Consider the following 17,514-nt stretch of genomic DNA (forward strand, 5'->3'; position numbering starts at 1 on the left):
TTAACTGATCGGCATTACCGCTACACATTGGTTTTTGTTGGCTACGAACAAGGCGGCACGACTATCGAGCTAACGTACAACTGGGATACTAACGAGTACGAGATGGGCAGCGCGTTTGGTCATTTGGCATTGGGTGTGGAAGATATTTACGCCGCATGCGACAAGATCAAATCACTGGGTGGCAACGTCACTCGTGAAGCGGGGCCAGTAAAAGGTGGCTCAACGCACATCGCATTTATCACAGACCCAGATGGCTACCAAATCGAACTGATTCAACTGGGTTAATCGAGGATATAACAATGACAAACGCACTATTTCAACCAATTCAACTTGGTAGTATCGAACTTAAAAACCGTATTGTTATGCCACCGATGACGCGTTCTCGCGCAACGCAACCTGGCAATTCAGCAAACGATATGATGGCGTCTTACTACGCTCAACGCGCTTCTGCAGGTTTGATTATCGCTGAAGGCACACAAATTTCACCTATGGGTCAAGGCTACGCTTGGACTCCGGGTATCTACTCTGATGAGCAGATTGCGGGTTGGAAAAAAGTCACCGATGCAGTACATGAAAAAGAGGGCGTTATCTTCGCTCAACTTTGGCATGTAGGCCGTGTAACACACCCAGACAACATTGGTGGTGAACAACCAATTTCGTCTTCTGCACTTAAAGCAGAAAACGTAAAAGTATTCATCGATAATGGCACTGATGAGCCGGGTTTTGTGGATGTGGTTGAACCTCGTGAGATGACGAAAGAAGACATCAAAAACGTGGTTGGTCAATACCGCCAAGCGGCTTTGAACGCGATTGAAGCGGGCTTTGATGGTATCGAACTTCACGCCGCGAATGGTTACTTGATTAACCAATTCATCGACTCTGAAGCAAACAACCGCACTGACGAATACGGTGGCTCAATTGAAAACCGTTTACGTTTCCTAGGTGAAGTGGTTGAAGCTATGGTCGAAGCGATTGGTGCTGACCGTGTAGGTGTTCGCCTTGCTCCGTTCACATCGTTGAATGGTACGGTTGACGCTACGCCAGTAGAGACTTACACAGCGGCGGCGGTGCTACTTAACTTATACAACATTGTTTATCTACACGTTGCAGAAGTCGATTGGGACGACGCACCTGAAACGCCAAAAGCGTTTAAAGCAGCGGTTCGTAAAGCTTACAATGGCGCGCTGATTTACGCAGGTAAATACGACAGCGAGCGCGGCGAAAAAGCGGTTGCTGAAGGCGTAACTGATATGGTTGGTTTCGGTCGTCCATTCGTAGCAAACCCAGATCTACCCGCTCGTATTCAAAATGGTTACCCATTAGCAGCGCACGATCCAAACACATTGTTTGGTGGTGCTGAAAAAGGTTTAACGGATTACCCAAAATACGCAGGCTAAAAATAGCTGCCTGAAGCTGAGTATTGAGATAATATCTCGATCCTGTTGAATGTTTATAAAAAGCAACCTGCAGAGTCGGGTTGCTTTTTTTGTTATTGGACCAAGTAAGATGACGAAAGCGATGCGCGGAGAGCTTTATCTCCTATTTGCTACCTTGTTAGCTGGGATTGGATGGATTGCATCTAAGCTGGTGGTGTTAGAAATGCCTGGGCCAGTGTTCATTGGTGTGCGATTCTTCGTCGCGAGTTTGATTCTTTTGCCATTTTGTATTCATCACATTCGTAAGCTTTCGCTTAAGCAGATATTTTCTCTTTGCGGCGTTGGCTTGTTGCTGTCTGCTTCATTGCAAGTATGGGTATTTGCGGTATCAATGACGGAAAGTTTGTCGGAAGGAGCGTTTATCATGAGCTTAGCTATGATCATCGCGCCGTTTGTCTCTTGGATTATATTTCGAGTTAAGCCTAATTGTGCCTTCTGGATGTCATTTCCAATTGCGATTATCGGTATGTTGCTACTGACCCTAACTAACGGTTGGCACGTTGAGCAGAGTCAGCTCTATTTCCTATTAGCATCGATGTTGCTTTCGGTTCACTTTGTCATGAATAAGCGAGTGATTACTAATATCAAACCTATAGCTTCAATTTGCGTTCAGCTTTTTGTGGTGGGTGTTAGTGGGTTAGCGTTTGCTTCGATGACCACTCAACCAGAGTTTGAAATAACTCAAACCTTAATATTCTGGTTTATCGTCTCAGCGGTTGTCGCGACATCGATCCGTTACTTATTGCAAACTGTCGGTCAGCACTCCGTGAACATGGAAGTGGCGGCATTGATCATGATTCTTGAGCCGGTGTGGACATTGTTATTGAGTGTCAGCGTGTTGGGAGAAACGGTTGAGATGCAAAAGCTACTAGGCGGAGCGGTAATTATTGGTTCGTTATTTTGTTATATCAAATGGTCTAGACGAAAATAAAACACTCGGCGCAAGGCCGAGTATTGGTTGTTGGTTCGTGCATGTTTAGAGCTCATTAAGCATGCATTAGCAGTCCAGTCACAGTAAAATCAGATTGCTGCGACCATCTTTTGAAGTAGCTTGAGCATCTGCTGTTGTTCTTCAGCGTCTAATTCATTCATCAACTCTTTGTTTAAACGAGTAGGGATTGGAATCAACTGTTCTTCGAGTGCTTTCCCTTTTTCTGTTAAGTAGATTCTGAAAGAACGACGACTGTTTGGATCGGCTCTGCGTTCAACCAGTTCAAGCTTTTCTAGCTTGTCTAGTGTGCGTGTCGTTGTTGAATTCTCGACTTTGGACTTTGCCGCGATATCACGCTGAGTAATACCTTCCTCTTCCCATAGGCACATCAAGGTTGGCCAGAGCGCTATGGTTAAGCCATGTTCTTTCAATTCTGTGTCGAAATCTTTGCTCGCTTTATTGGCGATCACGTTGATCATCCAACCAAAGCTATTTTGTCTATCAAATTCTTGTGACATCCGTCAGTACCTAATTCTTATGATGACATTACAACTATTGTCATCGTAACTAATACCGATGCAATTAGCACCAACATTGCTTCGTTATTTGATAAAAAAGCGAATTGACTGCTAATTTTGAATTAATCGCGAATCGTGACCTTGGTAATCACAATATCTTCGCAAGGTACATCTTCGTGTCCCCAGCGAGTGGTCGTTGGAGCGACAGCAATCTTGTTGACCACATCCATGCCTGCCGATACTTTGCCAAACACTGCGTAACCCCAGCCTGCGTTGCTCGTTGCTGTATGGTCAAGGAAATCATTGTCGTCAAGGTTGATAAAGAACTGCGCAGTTGCAGAATGTGGAGCATCAGTACGAGCCATTGCCACTGAGCCAATCACGTTCTTTAGTCCGCGGTTTGCTTCATTGACGATAGGTGCGTGTGTTGGTTTCTCTGTCATGTCGATAGTGTGTCCACCACCTTGAATCATAAAGCCTTCAATCACACGGTGAAACGTGGTGCCTTCATAGAAGCCTTCTTGGCAGTATTTAAGGAAGTTTTTTGAACTTACTGGCGCTTTCTCAAGGTTAAGTTCAATTTCGATGTCGCCAAAGTTAGTGGTCAGAATAATCATAAAGGTGCCCAATGTTCGAGTACTAATATTTTGAGTACTACAGAGTAGTGGATGACGTAATAGGGTGCAGTATATGAGAAATAACGGCGGATGCCAGTGAACAGTGATTTTGACGTGTATTCAAGGGCGATCTGAATGATCTTCGAGCGTGCCATTGCGCGCTCACTTCACTCGTATAGACAAGAAAGCCAGCGAACAGGTCGCTGGCTTTTGAGCTTTTAGAGACTATCGCTTTTGATTAAAGCGTTAGAAGGTAATTCACCAGCTGGTTGTACTCTTCGTAGCTCTTGATTTGATCCGGTTTTACGATGTATTTGTTGTTAACTAATACGCCCGGAACGCCAGTTAATGTGCTCGCATCAAACTGCTTATCAAAACGCTTCTGCATTGAGTTAACTGCGAAACCGTTGTAGGCCGCATCAAACTTCTTCGCATCGATACCGTTATCAATGAAGATCTGGCGCAGTTCCGCTTCGTTTCTTGGAGTCTGTTGCTTCTCGTGAATTTTGGCGAACATTGCTGGAACCATATTGTCTTCAGCGTCGAGTGCAATCATGGTCGCGTAAGCTTTTGCCATAGGCACAGCCATGTCGTTGCCCATAAACGCTACGTGCACTTTTTGAAAGCTTGCTGACTCTGGTAGATCTTGTTTAAGGAACTCAATGACGCCTTCAAATTTGTAGCAATGAGGGCAGTAAAACGAGAAGAACTCGGTAACGACGGGTTTATCTGCTTTCGCTACGTCGAGGATCTTGTAGTGAGTACCTTCTTCAAACTGAGCGGCATTAATTGAAGCGCTCATGATCAGAGCTGCGAATAGGCTAAATAGCTTTTTCATGTGTTATTTCCTAAATTTGGATGTCATTGTTTACAGCGATAGAGCTGTATTAGTAATACGTTGGCAAGCGTTGCCAAACAGGGACAAACAATTAAGAAATAGGAGGGCGATAAGGAGCTTGTGGCGACATGATTGCCTTGTGTGAAGGCTCTTTCTCGATCAAAGCCAATGAACCAATTTGGGTATCAAAAGACTCTGACACAATCAACGGTGGCATTTTAAGTAAGCATACAGAGCCACAGCAGTGGTGTTCTACATTGGGTTGCGCGCTGGAATATGGGAATGAGTCACTGGTGTCGAATGAGGAATCGGTGTTCAGCGATAAGGTTGATAGATTTTGAGTTACCTGCATAGCATTGGCGTTCGCGATACTGTCCACACTGACGGTGGCCACTAACATAGCGAATAGCATAAAAGCATGTACCCAAATTTTGCTTATCAACTTTGGCATGGAATATTGGTCTTTGTGTCCGAATTAAGGTTGGTATGAATCACATTCTGCAACCGCTAAACAGGAAAGCGTAGAACGAGCGCATGATACATCACTCGTTTACGCATCTCTAATTAAACCCAACAAAACTTAGCAGAGCTCAACTTTTATTACGCTTGGTACTGTTTAAGGAACATCTCGACGCTGGAATTAATGATTATTTGCTTGTGCTGCTTATCAGGAGAGGGCGCATGACCAATGATTTGTGGCCAAAATGCAAAAGACTTTAACAGTGCAATAAACTGGGTAGATGCAAATAGAGGGTCTAGTTCAATTAAGCGGTCATCTGCCAGTGCTGCTTTAATCCAGGTTGTGAGTCCACTTTCTGCTTGGGAATATTTCTCCATCGCTTGATGCGCCAGTTCGGCGTTATGAAAATACTCTGAGAACAGCACGCGAGATAAGTCGATAAAACCTTCTGATTCTAAAAGTTCTAGTTCTTGATTGGCAATCGAAGTGAGTTGCTCATCAAGAGGCAGTTCTGCTTGATAAGGGAAATGCGTCGCGGTGAGAGTCTTGCTCCAAATGCTGTCCAAAATCTCATCTAAAAGCAGTTCTTTGCTGGCAAAGTGATTGTATACGGTGCGCTTTGATACTTCCGCGCGGCTCGATATTTTATCCATGCTGGTGGCCTTGTAGCCATGCTCAGTAAACTCTGTGATAGCAGCGGCAACGATCGATTCACGTTTTCTTTGGCTTAGTGTTTTTTTTACCGTCATCTGGATATTACTCAATATGTCGCGGTTAGCATTGCATACTCTAATTTTACACCAGTAAGTTTACTTTTAGAATGCCAATCAGTGTATTGGTAATTAGCACGCTAGCACCTGAATCGCTTTGCAATGAACTGCGGGTGTCATAGAATCGAAAACGTATTCGAATTTTATTGATATCAACGGAAGAGAATAAACAATCAATGAGTAGTATTTTAGAGTGTATTCGTACAGTTGGACGAGGGGAAAGAGGTCGTAAGCCTTTGTCGTTCGAACAAGCCTACCGCATCATGGATGAGTATTTAAGCGGAGAGGTCGGTGACGACCAAATGGCTATGCTACTGATGTTGATTCGTGTGCAGAATGAAACCAATGAAGAGATCGCAGGCTTTGTAAAAGCGTTTCAATCTCGAGTGCCAGACTTAGGTGCTGATATCGATTGGCCGTGTTATGCAGGTAAGCGCAACGACAACGCCAGTGGAAAGCCTTGGAACCTGTTGGCAGCAAAAATTCTAGCTGACAACGGCTATAAAGTATTAATGCATGGCTACATGGACAAACCCAGTGGTCGTACGCATGCCGAAACGCATTTAGAATGTGTCGGCGTTCGCAGCGCGCAAGATCCGCAAGACGCAAAGCAGATTCTAGAAGCCGATGGTATTGCTTACTTGCCTTTGGCGAACTTCGCCCCACAAGCTCAAACTATGATTGGTTGGAAACATCGTTATGGACTGAGAACTCCGATTAATACCGTTGTTCGTGCATTGAACCCTGGTGGTGGACGTTTAGGCTTGCGTGGCAGCTTTCACCCTGGATTCCCACAGCTTCATGCAGAAGTTGAGCATGTGATTGGCAATAAATCCCACTCGGTGATTTCATTTAAAGGCATGAATGGCGAATCAGAATACAACCCCAAGGTAAGCCAAACTGTCTGGATGAGTTCTCCTGAAAAGGTGGAATCTTTCTACTGGGAAGGCACGATGAATGCTGAGCTGCCTCTACCTTCTGAATGTGTACTGGGTACACCGGAAGATGAGATGGAGCTGATGGCGAATAGTGTTGTGGATAGTATGACGGCAATTTTATTCGCAGAAACGCACGATAAGGCTGAAGCTTACTCAAAGGCAGCGCGTTTGTGGGAAGCCTATTGCACTCGTTAGTAGCTACTAGCCAGTCGTTAAGAGCTAGCAAATAACGTATAGCGATTGAAATCGTGAATGAGAAGGTCAGCGAATGCTGGCCTTTTTCGTATATTTACCGTGGTAGGTATTCGCTGTTGAATTAAGTAGGCAATCATTGTCAAGGTGATTGCCTACTCATAACATGTTATTCAACAGTGTTCTGTGCTGTTGACCATGCTGCTTAAGCTTGCCGCACATGACATGCGTTATGACTGCGCTATTTTAGGAATAGGCCGAAGTCGATCTCTTGTTCTCTTCCGTATTTAACCAGTTTCACTTTCAAGTTGTGTTCTGCTGCAAGATCAATAGCTAAGTTAGACATGCGCTTTATCTCATTAAAACAGCTTGAGATTAGGGGCTTTTCTTGGTTGTCGACAGTAGCGATAAGTGTGTTCTCTGTACCTTCGTTGTCTGCATAAACATACGCGTACATGTTGTTGTCGTGTTGCATAAATTACCTAAGCTGAGCTTTTTATTATTAGTGTGATGAAGGTTACAGTATTTATGTATTCAGGCTAGCTTATGGGAGGAATCAAAGGTAAGAGTTTGTAAGCGGTGTTTAAATTTTTGCTTCATAGGCATGCGTGCAAGCCTTTTGTTACCTCGTTTTTTGCTTTGGTAGGTTTTGCCTATCAATAAAATTGTTGAAATCCATTTAGTAAAATCAAGATTTTAGACAACAATTAAGGTAACACGATAGAAAAATCGATAACAAAACGTATTTTAGGGAGAACGCAATGCATTCTATTAAAGTGAAAGATTACATGACGCCGCAGGTTGTGACATTCACTCCTGACATGCCGTTAAGTCTCGCGTTAGACAGAGTAATGCGCAGCCATCATATGGGTGGTCCAGTCATTGATGATAATGAACAAGTGATTGGTTTCCTTTCTGAACAAGATTTACTCGAGAAGTTAGTGAAGGTGAGCTATTTCTGCCAAGACACGCATATTGTAGGTGATTGTATGTACCAAGAAGTTCTCTCGGTATCACCTGAGTTATCCATTATTGAATTGGCAGATATGATGCAAGTTGGAAAACCCAAAGCTTATCCGGTACTCGATAACAAAAAGCTAGTGGGAATGATCACTCGAACCGATGTTTTGAGAGCAATCGGCAAGAACTTAGATGAATGCTTTAAACATCAGGTATAGTTTTAAACATCATGTATAGTGGTGTGTTAAGAACGATTATTTTTCTCAATACCCTCAATTGAAAAGGCGCACTAGCGCCTTTTTTCTTTGTAGAGCTTTTCTTAGTGGATCTTTTTTGTAGATCCCTAGTTTGTGGCTGACTAGCTTATAGAGCTTTATTTTGTGGTGTTCCAACTTTTGGAGGTTTCATGTCAAATCAAACTGCGAAGTTTGTAGAAGGTTCAACGATGCGCCACATATTGGTGATGTCGGGGGCTGGCTCTGTTGGTTTGATGGCGTTATTCGTGGTCGATTTACTCGATATGTTGTTCATCAGTATGTTGGGACAAGTCGAATTGGCCGCGGCTGTTGGTTTTGCAGGCACACTGACATTTTTCTCTACCTCCGTTTCGATCGGTACTTCTATTGCTATGGGTGCGTTGGTTTCCAAAGCTATTGGTTCAAAGAATCAAGAACACGCTCGAAACCTCGCTACTAGTATTATGCTGACTGCTTTTGTCATCAGTTTGACGATTACTGCGGTGATGTTCGCCTATATCCCAGAGCTACTTGCTGCGATTGGTGCAAAAGGGGTTGCCGCAGAGCGGGCGCAAGCTTACCTGCAGATCTTATTGCCAAGCGGGCCATTTCTAGCGCTAGCGATGGCTGCGGGTGCAGGCTTGAGAGCTGCAGGTGATGCCAAACGTTCGATGTGGGCGACCTTGTCGGGCGGCATTGTTAACGCGATTCTCGACCCTTTGTTTATTTTTGGTTTTGGTTGGAACATCGAAGGGGCGGCTATCGCTTCTGTCTTTGCTCGTTTTTCGGTACTCTTTTTCTCGCTTTACCCTTTGATTCGCAGTCACCAGCTGGTGGCTCCCCCTTCTTTTGTACAATGGCGCATTAATATTCGACCAATATTGGCTATTGCGCTGCCTGCTATTATCACCAATACCGCAACGCCTATCGGTAATGCGATTGTAACGACGGGGATTGCACAATACGGAGAGGATTTTGTCGCGGGCTTTGCTGTGATAGGTCGTCTGACGCCGGTTTGTTTTGCGGTTATCTTTGCTTTGTCTGGCGCTGTGGGCCCTATCATTGGGCAAAACTTTGGTGCAGAGCGAATGGACAGAGTAAAAGAAACACTCAACAACTCATTGTTGGTTACTACGGCGTACACCATCACCGTTTGTATTCTCTTATACTTTGTCCAAGACTATGTGATCCAAGGCTTTAGCCTACAAGGTGATGCAGCAATTATTGTTGCTGCATTCTGTACCTATGTGGCGTTAACCTTCACCTTCAACGGCGCACTGTTTGTTGCCAACACGTCTTTTAATAACTTAGGTAAACCGCTTTACTCGACAGCACTGAATCTGGGTAAAGCCACTCTCGGTACATTGCCGTTCGTTTACTTAGGCTCGCAATGGTATGGCGCATTGGGTGTGCTGTATGGGCAAGCCTTGGGCAATGTTTTGTTCGGAATACTCGGTACCCTAGTGCTTCGCTATCATATTGCCGAGCTTATGCAAGGTTCCCAATTTGATCCTGTAGAAGACGATGTGTCGATAGTCAGCTTGAATACACAACCATTCTGTTCACATGATGCCGTTCTTATTGATGATGTATCGGCGAACAGAGAAGAGTGTAAAGAGCTCAAGTCGCAATAACAGCGACACTCCAATATAGATTAGTTGGTTTGTAAATTTCTTCTTGGTCTTGGACAATTTGTTCTTGACCTTGGAGTAGTCTCCAAGGTTTATACTTTTGTTGTACTTAAGGTTCTGTTGCTCATGAGTGAGCAATAACCTCAAGGCTTTTGAGTATTAAGGAGATACATTATGTGCGCAAAACACGCAGCGTGCCGCTCAACAAAAGTGGACGTTCAACCACAAGCGACTGGAGCAAGTTGCTCTAGCCCTAAAATTTCAAGCATTACCGCAGCCGGTACTTCATCTTCATGTTGCAGCTCTTCTGTTACTGCGTCTTCATCGTCAGGAGATGATTGTTGTGGTTCAGACACTGGAGAAGAAGACAGTCAGTCCTCTACTCAAACTTTAAATGCCCAATTTTCTAAAAGTTGGTTGGTCTCAGGAATGGACTGCCCAGCTTGTGCTAAAAAAATAGAGAAAGCTGTTAGTAACATTGAAGGTGTTATTCAAGCCAAAGTTCTCTTTGCCACCGAAAAGCTAGTTGTGAAATTCGACAATGAAAGTCTTGCCGACACCATTGAACAGGTCTCTATCAAAACGGGCTTCCCTCTTTCGGAAGTTGGTTCTAAAAAAGAAAAACAGCACCCCGAGACTTTTGGGCAAGCTCATATCCAACCTAATTTACAAATTATAGCGATTGCAGCCGCAATGCTCTTCGCAGCACTGTTGAAAAGTACTTCTCCTCAACTAAGTGAAGGTTTGTTTACCGTAACCTGTTTGCTTGGTTTGTATCCAGTGGCCAAGAAAGCAGTTCAATTGGCACGTTCAGGTACGCCGTTTGCAATCGAAACCTTAATGAGTGTTGCCGCGCTCGGTGCTTTATACCTTGGCGAAACAGCTGAAGCTGCGATGGTTCTGTTACTGTTTTTGATTGGTGAGCGTCTAGAGGCATTTGCTTCATCAAGAGCAAGAAGTGGTGTTCAAGCCTTAATGGCATTGGTGCCAGAAAATGCCACCAAGATTATCAACGGCGAACGTGTTGACGTTGCAGTAAGTGAACTTGCTCCTGGTGACGTGATTGAAGTGGCGGCGGGTTCTCGTTTACCTGCTGATGGTCAACTTATTACCGACGCTGCGAGCTTTGATGAAAGTGCGCTAACGGGTGAGTCTGTTCCTGTCGAACATATAGCAGGCAACAGCATCATGGCTGGTGCTGTGGTGGTCGATAAAGTCGTTCGTATCACCATCACGTCAAAACAGGGTGAGAATGCGATCGACCGTATTCTTCACTTGATTGAAGAAGCAGAATCTCGTAAAGCACCGCTTGAACGTTTCCTCGATAAGTTTAGCCGCTGGTACACACCACTAATGATGTTGGTGGCTCTGTTGGTCATCATCACCCCACCATTGCTGTTCGCGCAGCCTTGGGAAACCTGGGTTTACCGAGGTCTAGCTCTATTGTTGATTGCTTGTCCGTGTGCGTTGGTTATCTCGACACCTGCTGCAATTACTTCTGGTTTAGCAGCAGCGGCGAAACGTGGCGCATTAATTAAAGGCGGCGCGGCACTAGAGCAGTTAGGGAAAATTCAAACGATTGCCTTTGATAAGACAGGTACGCTGACTGAAGGTAAGCCTCAGGTTACGGATATTCAACCTCTATCAGGTTGGAAACAAGACGCGATGCTTCGTGTAGTTGGGGCGATTGAAGTTGGTTCGACTCATCCTTTGGCGCAATCGCTTGTCGCTAAAGTTAAAGAGCTGAATGTTGAGATCCCTGAGTCACACAACAAGAAAGCGCTCATTGGTAGCGGTGTTGAAGGCGATGTCGATGGTGTTAAGTATCAGGTTTTATCACCGTCTAAAGTCACGTTCGCTCTTGGACCCGATGTGGTTTCTCAGGTAGAAGCATTAGAAGGCGAGGGCAAGACGGTTGTGGTTGCTCTTGAGCTTAAAGATCTAGAAGAGTCAACAGAACAAGCTACGACTGTGATTGGTTTGATTGCTTGGCAAGATACGTTACGTAGTGACGCTAAGCTTGCGATTGAACGACTTAATGACTTGGGTATTCAATCTATCATGCTCACAGGGGACAACCCACGAAGCGCAGCAGCGATCAGCAGCAAAATTGGTATGCAATATAAAGCGAGCCTGCTTCCAAGTGACAAGGTGTCTTATGTTGAAGAGTTATCTCAACAGTCACACGTTGCTATGGTCGGTGATGGCATCAACGATGCGCCAGCAATGAAAACGGCGAATGTCGGTATTGCTATGGGTGGTGGTACTGATGTTGCGCTTGAAACGGCAGATTCAGCACTGACTCACAACCGTTTAACTGAGCTGCCCGCGATGATTGAATTGTCGCAAGCGACTATGAATAACATTCGTCAAAACGTAGCACTAGCGCTCGGTTTGAAAGGTGTGTTCTTGGTGACCAGTTTGCTTGGTATTACCGGGCTTTGGGTTGCCGTTCTTGCAGATAGTGGCGCGACAGCTCTGGTGACACTCAACGCACTGCGCCTGCTTCGATTCAAGTCTAAAGCGGATTAAGTTCAGCTCTCAGACATAGACGCTCTTAATTTTAAAAGCGTCTTATATAAGAAGCATCTCGTATAAAAGCGCCTTTAGCGGTCATACGTTAAAGGCGTTTTTTGTCTCATTAGTATGCAACGCAGCCGTTCGGATTGCTTATTTTTGTGATGCCAATCGGTTTTTCGTGAAACCTGAAATATTGTTGCGATCATTGGTGTGATGTTCGTCACTTCATTTCATTATGAGCTTGGTTAGAGTGTGTTTGTACCCCACGAATTTACTATGAGCTTAAATAAGGGTAAAAAGCCCAATAAGCCAAAAGGAGCGAACTATGTCTCAAGCTGTTTTCCACTTAGGTGTTACTGAAGCAGATCTTAACGGTGCTACTCTTGCGATCATTCCTGGTGATCCTGCTCGTGTGCAAAAAATTGCAGAAGAGATGGAGAATCCCGTATTTCTTGCGAGTCACCGTGAATACACGCTTTACCGCGCAGAGCTAGACGGTAAGCCAGTTGTTGTATGTTCAACAGGTATCGGCGGCCCATCTACTTCTATCGCAGTTGAAGAGCTTGCTCAGCTTGGCGTTCGTACTTTCCTACGTGTTGGGACGACTGGTGCGATCCAACCTCACGTAAACGTGGGTGACATGATTGTTTCTACGGGTTCTGTTCGTCTAGACGGCGCTAGCCTGCACTTCGCTCCTATGGAGTTCCCAGCAGTTGCTGATTTCGAAGTTGCTACAGCAATGAAAGCAGCAGTTGAAGAATCAGGCGCAGCAGTTCACATGGGCGTAACCGCTTCAAGTGACACTTTCTACCCAGGTCAAGAGCGCTACGACACGTTCTCTGGTCGCGTGGTTAAGCGTTTCCAAGGTTCTATGCAAGAATGGCAAGACATGGGTGTTCTTAACTTCGAAATGGAATCTGCAACGCTACTAACAATGTGTGCAAGTTCTGGTTTGAAAGCAGGTTGTGTTGCTGGTGTGATCATCAACCGTACTCAAAAAGAGATACCTGATCACGAGACACTAAAAGTAACGGAAGCGCGCTCAATCAAAGTGGTTGTAGAAGCTGCTCGTAAAATGCTTTAAGTCGGTAACAGTACTTTTAGTTTTCAAGTGCTTTAAGTCTTCAAGTGCTTTAAGTGCTTTAAGTCTTAAAACGACTTCAAATTTTGAAAATGGCCACATCGAATGATGTGGCCATTTTTTTGCGTGTTTACAAGTCCTTTGAGCTTTTTACCTTGTCAATACGGGCGGGGTAGTGGATATAAGTCATTTACTACGATTGGCATAATCGTTACGGGTACAAAAAAGGCGAGTGACTTAAGTGGTCATTCGCCTTTTTGTTTTTTGAGAATTCGATATGTTCGAGTTTCTTAAATTAGCACTCTAAATCTTCATCACCACCGGCAGCGGTAAACCATGCCGCGAGATGTGTTTTAAGATCTTTTAATTCGTCAGGGCCAATCAATGCTAGGCCAAGATCTTCTGCTCGTGTGATGTCATTATGACGAAGAGGGCGGAAGCTCACCAACATTGCACGGGCCTGTAGGCCACCTAGCAGGTCTCTGAGCGATTCCAGCTTGTACAAGGTATCATCGCCATCATCTCTCATACCTTTGGTCTTACACTCGATGATGTGCAGCTTATTGTTCACTACAGAAGCAACATCAAGCTCATTACGAACTTCGCGCTCACCGAGCTGACGATAAACCTGAACATTCAAAGAGCGATCTTGAATGGTCGGCATGTCATCTTGGATCTGCTTAACGGTGCTATGAACCAATGTTTCAAGCCATTCGCCGTTTGAGAAGCGTCGCGCGTCTTCATTGGCAAACGTCAAAATACCATTGTCATAAGTGGCAATCTTAGCTTCAACCAAATCGCTCAACAGCATGTTCAGCTCGCGATAACCTTGTTGCTTCTCAGACAAGCCCACATCAAGCCTCTGTTCTTTACGGCAGGTTGTTGCAAGGTAGTTCAATGTAGCAAGACCTGGGCCTAATTCTAATGCGTTACTTGCCCAACGCTCACCCAGTTCATACAGTTTTTGGTCAAGTTGCGGAGACAGTTGTACATCGCTGAATTCACCACGAGCACCGAATACCGTTAAGTAGTCATCGATAGTGATGCGGTCTTGAACTTGTGCGTCTTCTTTACCATTCGGGTAAAGCCAGCACAGTTTGTCACTGTTTGGTTCAACAACAAAGATTGGCCAGTGGTAAGTACGAAATACTTCGTAGACAGACAGTAGGCGGTGACGAAGGCCACAACTTGCGTTGAGCTTCACTTCTTGTCCCCGAGCTTTTAAGTCTTCAGCAAGGTTTTGGATCGATTCTTTAATTGCAGAGGTGTTTACGATAGTTGGAATCTCGAAAAATTCACTCGTAATATCACGTTTCTGCAAAACGCTGTCTAAGCGTTGATAGATACTGATTTGATTTTTGTCACCGATGAACACGATGTGAGTGCTGATCGTTCGGTTGTCGAGTAGTGGGGTGATCAACCGAATGGGGTCTTGATCGATAATGCCAACATGAACAGCCATATAAATTCCTTAATAGCGGCTCGCTCATAAAGGTGAAAGAAAAACGGGAAGCAGCAAGCCTTTATAATCATATAATGACAAAGCTCATAAAAAACAAGGGCAACCCTTGATAAAAGTTGCCCTTGTTCAATTAGTTATCACTATTGGGTGAGATATCCCAACATTTCAGGTGAATATCTATTGGTTCTTCGTTTACTTATAGCTTGAATTGATGAACTAAATCGCCTTGCTGGTTTGCCAGAATTGTTAGGTTTTGGCTTGCCTCTGCAATTGATGACATCGCTTGATAACTCTTATCAGCAATCTGGTTGATGTCTTCAATGTTACGCGCGATATCACCCGAAGTTTCACTCTGCTCAGCCGCGGCTTGAGAAATGTGCGTACTCATTCGACTGATTTCTAGAATCAATGCCTGAATTTCTTCCATAGCACTATTAGCACTTGAAGCTTGTTGAACCGACATATCCATATCGCTCATGCAGCTTTCAATCACATTGCTTGCTGTTTTAGAACTTGATTGTAGGTTACTGATCATGGTCTCAATTTCAGACGTCGATTGAGTTGTCTTTTGTGCCAGTACTCGGACTTCATCGGCAACTACAGCAAATCCACGGCCTTGTTCACCTGCGCGCGCGGCTTCGATTGCTGCGTTGAGTGCAAGTAGGTTGGTTTGATCTGCAATACCACGAATAACATCGAGGATAGAGCCAATCTGGCTACTCATTTGTTGTAGCTCGCCTACAGCACCCACGGATTCAGTCAGGCGCACCTCAAGTTGATTAATGGTACTGATGTTGGTGTTCATGACCTGACGACCTGATTCAGAAGCCGATTCTACTTGTTGAACCATAGTTAACGAGTTTTGCGCGCTGTTTGCTACTTCTTGTACAGAGTGAGACATTTGTGTCATTGCCGTTGCGACGGTTGCTGTTTGTTCACGCTGGCTGTTCAATTGAGCCTGTGTCTCAGAAGAGGTTTTTTGGTTTACGCTTGCAGTATTGGTTAGGTCATCTGAAGCGTCATTCAGTTTCACCAGAATATTGTGCAGGTTGTCGGCTAAGGTATTGATGTGACGACTTACTCGGCTGAATTCGTTGTCGTATCGAATATCGATACGCTGAGTCATATCTCCTTCAGTCAGGCCTTCTAATGTACCTAGGATACGCGTTAGTGGCTCTCTTACACTATGTGCAATGTGGTAACCAATTGCTGCAGCGAATACGGTGACAACAATGCCAATTGCAATCGCTTTGAATAGACCGTTGTCGTAGATGCTGCTCGCATCTGCTAATGATGAGTTGAGTTGCTCTTCCGCTGTGACGTTGAAAGAATCCAGTACCGCCATTGCTTGGTCGACTTCAACGGCTAGATTAGCAATGTTGATGTACAAGGCTTCTTTCGCTTTCAGATAGTTATTATGTTTATCTAAAACACCGCCTTTTTGTCCCACGTCTTTGGTGAAGTTTTTAACCGATTCATCGAAAACATTTTTTATCGCAGGCAATTGTGTCGCTAAGCCACGGTACGCGTAGTTTAGGTGGGTAACGGCCTTTTTGTTTTGGTTAACGGCTTTTTGTACGAAGGCAACATCAGAACTTGCTAGTGCATCAGAGGTAATCACCTCGGCGTCTTGTAGTTTAATAAAGTAGCTCTTTGCCATCACTTTTACAGAGATGCTTTTTTGGTCGGCAACGTACTCTTTCATGCCAACGGTCAATTCTGAATGTAAGCGTTGGAAATCACGTGATGCTTTTTGTACTTGCTCTTGCGCTTCAAACATAGCGATATAATTGTTCATCGCTTCATCTGCTTCGGTGAAGTAACGTTCTTCCATCGCTCTTAATTGCGTGATGCGCTCAGTGAGCGAGGTATTGTCTTGGCTTGCTGTTTCTAGGCTACCTAGAACTTCAGAAAAAGCGTTTTGTGATGCAGCAAACTCTGTACGCATTGCAGACATACGCTCAGAATTTTGTGTGGTTAAGAAGTCTTTAAATGACTTGTCAGCGGAAAGTAATTGGACACTTGTTTGGTTTGAAAGCGCAACCAGCGGCAATGATACTTTTGAGACGCTCTCAAAATTGCTATGTATCTGATTCATGCTGCTCGTCATGATGGTTATCGTGACTGCGAACATGATGATGATCAGTGCGAAACCAGCGTACATACGCTTGATCACAGATCCCTTCATGACTTTCTCCCTAAATAAATGTGGACCTAATACCAGGTCAAAACAAAACTAACAAAATTATCAGGATTCTATTGAGCTCGGCTTACGCATTTTATGACGCACACGTCAAAAATAGCCCTTTGTCCTAGCCAATATGCCGTTCTTGAGAGATAAGGCGTGTTTTTTTTGATTTGAACGGTGTTTTTTATTATGCTTTAAAGCAGGTTTATTGTGGTTTGATGCGGCATAGCGCATACTCAAAGCATTAAAAAATAAATGTTTTATCGGAGAGATACATGGCTGAAGAAACCATTTTTAGTAAGATCATCAATAAAGAAATTCCAGCTGATTTGCTATACCAAGACGATTTAGTAACCGCATTTCGCGATATTAACCCTCGTGCTCCTAGTCATATTCTAATTATTCCTAACAAGCTGATTCCAACAACGAATGATGTTGAAAAGGAAGATGAAGCAATGATGGGACGTATGTTTACTGTTGCTCGTAAGTTAGCAAAAGAAGAAGGCATTGCAGAAGATGGCTATCGTCTTATTGTGAACTGCAATTCTCACGGTGGCCAAGAGGTTTACCATATTCACATGCATTTGGTTGGTGGCCGCCCACTTGGCCCGCTTTTAATGAGTTAATTAAAAGGCTAATAAGCTAACGAAACAGTTAATGACCTCGTTAATACAAGTTAATGGTTAATTAACATAAACAGCGAGTTGGAAAATTTGTTGTTTGTATGCCAACTTTT

17 protein-coding genes and 1 pseudogene are annotated in these 17,514 nt (G+C 44.3%); 9 read left to right on the top strand and 9 right to left on the bottom strand.

From position 1 onward, the window contains the following. From AB4180_RS01840 to AB4180_RS01850, 3 genes are all read left to right on the top strand, one after another. The coding region (locus AB4180_RS01840; protein WP_372081750.1) for a VOC family protein at nt 1-285 on the top strand (285 nt) is incomplete at its 5' end. Nucleotides 286-299: 14 nt separating this feature from the next. Next, the gene (locus AB4180_RS01845) at nt 300-1,397 is read left to right on the top strand and encodes an alkene reductase (RefSeq protein ID WP_102250149.1); all 1,098 of its coding nucleotides are present in this window, start codon (nt 300-302) and stop codon (nt 1,395-1,397) included. A 109-nt stretch (nt 1,398-1,506) separates the two neighbouring features. Next, complete coding sequence (locus AB4180_RS01850) at nt 1,507-2,367, top strand: DMT family transporter (protein WP_102250148.1); 861 nt, start codon at nt 1,507-1,509, stop codon at nt 2,365-2,367. Nucleotides 2,368-2,456: 89 nt separating this feature from the next. Here the strand turns inward: AB4180_RS01850 and AB4180_RS01855 are convergent, their stop codons facing one another. The 6 genes and pseudogenes from AB4180_RS01855 to AB4180_RS01880 all read right to left on the bottom strand — a co-directional run bounded on the left by AB4180_RS01855 (nt 2,457) and on the right by AB4180_RS01880 (nt 5,549). After that, a complete protein-coding gene (locus AB4180_RS01855) occupies nt 2,457-2,885 on the bottom strand; it encodes a MarR family winged helix-turn-helix transcriptional regulator (RefSeq protein ID WP_102250147.1) in 429 nt (142 codons plus the stop codon). Nucleotides 2,886-2,902: 17 nt separating this feature from the next. Further along, nucleotides 2,903-3,007: pseudogene (locus tag AB4180_RS01860) on the bottom strand (hydrogenase); the annotation flags it as partial. Next, nucleotides 3,008-3,502 (bottom strand): peptidylprolyl isomerase, encoded by a 495-nt coding sequence (locus AB4180_RS01865; RefSeq protein WP_102250146.1) that lies wholly within the window; start codon nt 3,500-3,502, stop codon nt 3,008-3,010. A gap of 238 nt (nt 3,503-3,740) precedes the next feature. Further along, on the bottom strand, nt 3,741-4,340 hold the full coding sequence (locus AB4180_RS01870) for a thiol:disulfide interchange protein DsbA/DsbL (RefSeq protein ID WP_009847171.1): 600 nt from the start codon (nt 4,338-4,340) through the stop codon (nt 3,741-3,743). A gap of 91 nt (nt 4,341-4,431) precedes the next feature. Beyond that, nucleotides 4,432-4,791: a hypothetical protein gene (locus AB4180_RS01875; RefSeq protein WP_012604418.1), complete on the bottom strand. Its 360-nt coding sequence runs from the start codon at nt 4,789-4,791 to the stop codon at nt 4,432-4,434. Between the two features lie 149 nt (nt 4,792-4,940). Further along, complete coding sequence (locus AB4180_RS01880) at nt 4,941-5,549, bottom strand: TetR/AcrR family transcriptional regulator (protein ID WP_102250145.1); 609 nt, start codon at nt 5,547-5,549, stop codon at nt 4,941-4,943. A 167-nt stretch (nt 5,550-5,716) separates the two neighbouring features. On the opposite strand from AB4180_RS01880, the gene AB4180_RS01885 reads away from it, so the two are divergent. Next, complete coding sequence (locus tag AB4180_RS01885; protein WP_017096890.1) at nt 5,717-6,703, top strand: glycosyl transferase family protein; 987 nt, start codon at nt 5,717-5,719, stop codon at nt 6,701-6,703. Between the two features lie 238 nt (nt 6,704-6,941). Here AB4180_RS01885 and AB4180_RS01890 read toward each other — a convergent pair whose 3' ends face one another. Then, nucleotides 6,942-7,175, bottom strand: coding sequence for a hypothetical protein (locus AB4180_RS01890; RefSeq protein WP_012604416.1), 234 nt, complete (start codon nt 7,173-7,175; stop codon nt 6,942-6,944). Nucleotides 7,176-7,461: 286 nt separating this feature from the next. On the opposite strand from AB4180_RS01890, the gene AB4180_RS01895 reads away from it, so the two are divergent. The 4 genes from AB4180_RS01895 (at nt 7,462) to udp (ending at nt 13,131) form a co-directional block, all read left to right on the top strand. Then, on the top strand, nt 7,462-7,878 hold the full coding sequence (locus AB4180_RS01895; RefSeq protein ID WP_009847166.1) for a CBS domain-containing protein: 417 nt from the start codon (nt 7,462-7,464) through the stop codon (nt 7,876-7,878). 188 nt (nt 7,879-8,066) lie between these two features. After that, nucleotides 8,067-9,530, top strand: a complete 1,464-nt coding sequence (locus AB4180_RS01900) for an MATE family efflux transporter (protein WP_102250144.1) — start codon at nt 8,067-8,069, stop codon at nt 9,528-9,530. A gap of 171 nt (nt 9,531-9,701) precedes the next feature. Continuing rightward, the gene (locus AB4180_RS01905; RefSeq protein ID WP_102250143.1) at nt 9,702-12,059 is read left to right on the top strand and encodes a zinc/cadmium/mercury/lead-transporting ATPase; all 2,358 of its coding nucleotides are present in this window, start codon (nt 9,702-9,704) and stop codon (nt 12,057-12,059) included. A 313-nt stretch (nt 12,060-12,372) separates the two neighbouring features. Then, the gene (udp, locus tag AB4180_RS01910; protein ID WP_009847163.1) at nt 12,373-13,131 is read left to right on the top strand and encodes a uridine phosphorylase; all 759 of its coding nucleotides are present in this window, start codon (nt 12,373-12,375) and stop codon (nt 13,129-13,131) included. A gap of 292 nt (nt 13,132-13,423) precedes the next feature. Here the strand turns inward: udp and AB4180_RS01915 are convergent, their stop codons facing one another. Both AB4180_RS01915 and AB4180_RS01920 read right to left on the bottom strand, forming a co-directional pair. Further along, complete coding sequence (locus AB4180_RS01915; RefSeq protein WP_009847162.1) at nt 13,424-14,590, bottom strand: DUF1887 family protein; 1,167 nt, start codon at nt 14,588-14,590, stop codon at nt 13,424-13,426. Between the two features lie 196 nt (nt 14,591-14,786). Further along, the gene (locus AB4180_RS01920) at nt 14,787-16,778 is read right to left on the bottom strand and encodes a methyl-accepting chemotaxis protein (RefSeq protein ID WP_102250142.1); all 1,992 of its coding nucleotides are present in this window, start codon (nt 16,776-16,778) and stop codon (nt 14,787-14,789) included. 275 nt (nt 16,779-17,053) lie between these two features. Here AB4180_RS01920 and hinT point away from each other — a divergent pair, with 275 nt between their 5' ends. Next, on the top strand, nt 17,054-17,404 hold the full coding sequence (gene hinT / locus AB4180_RS01925; RefSeq protein ID WP_102250141.1) for a purine nucleoside phosphoramidase: 351 nt from the start codon (nt 17,054-17,056) through the stop codon (nt 17,402-17,404). Nucleotides 17,405-17,514 lie beyond the last annotated feature (110 nt).

The sequence above is a fragment of the Vibrio sp. 10N.286.49.C3 genome, from assembly GCF_041469545.1.
GTDB classification, from domain to species: Bacteria; Pseudomonadota; Gammaproteobacteria; order Enterobacterales; family Vibrionaceae; genus Vibrio; species Vibrio tasmaniensis_A.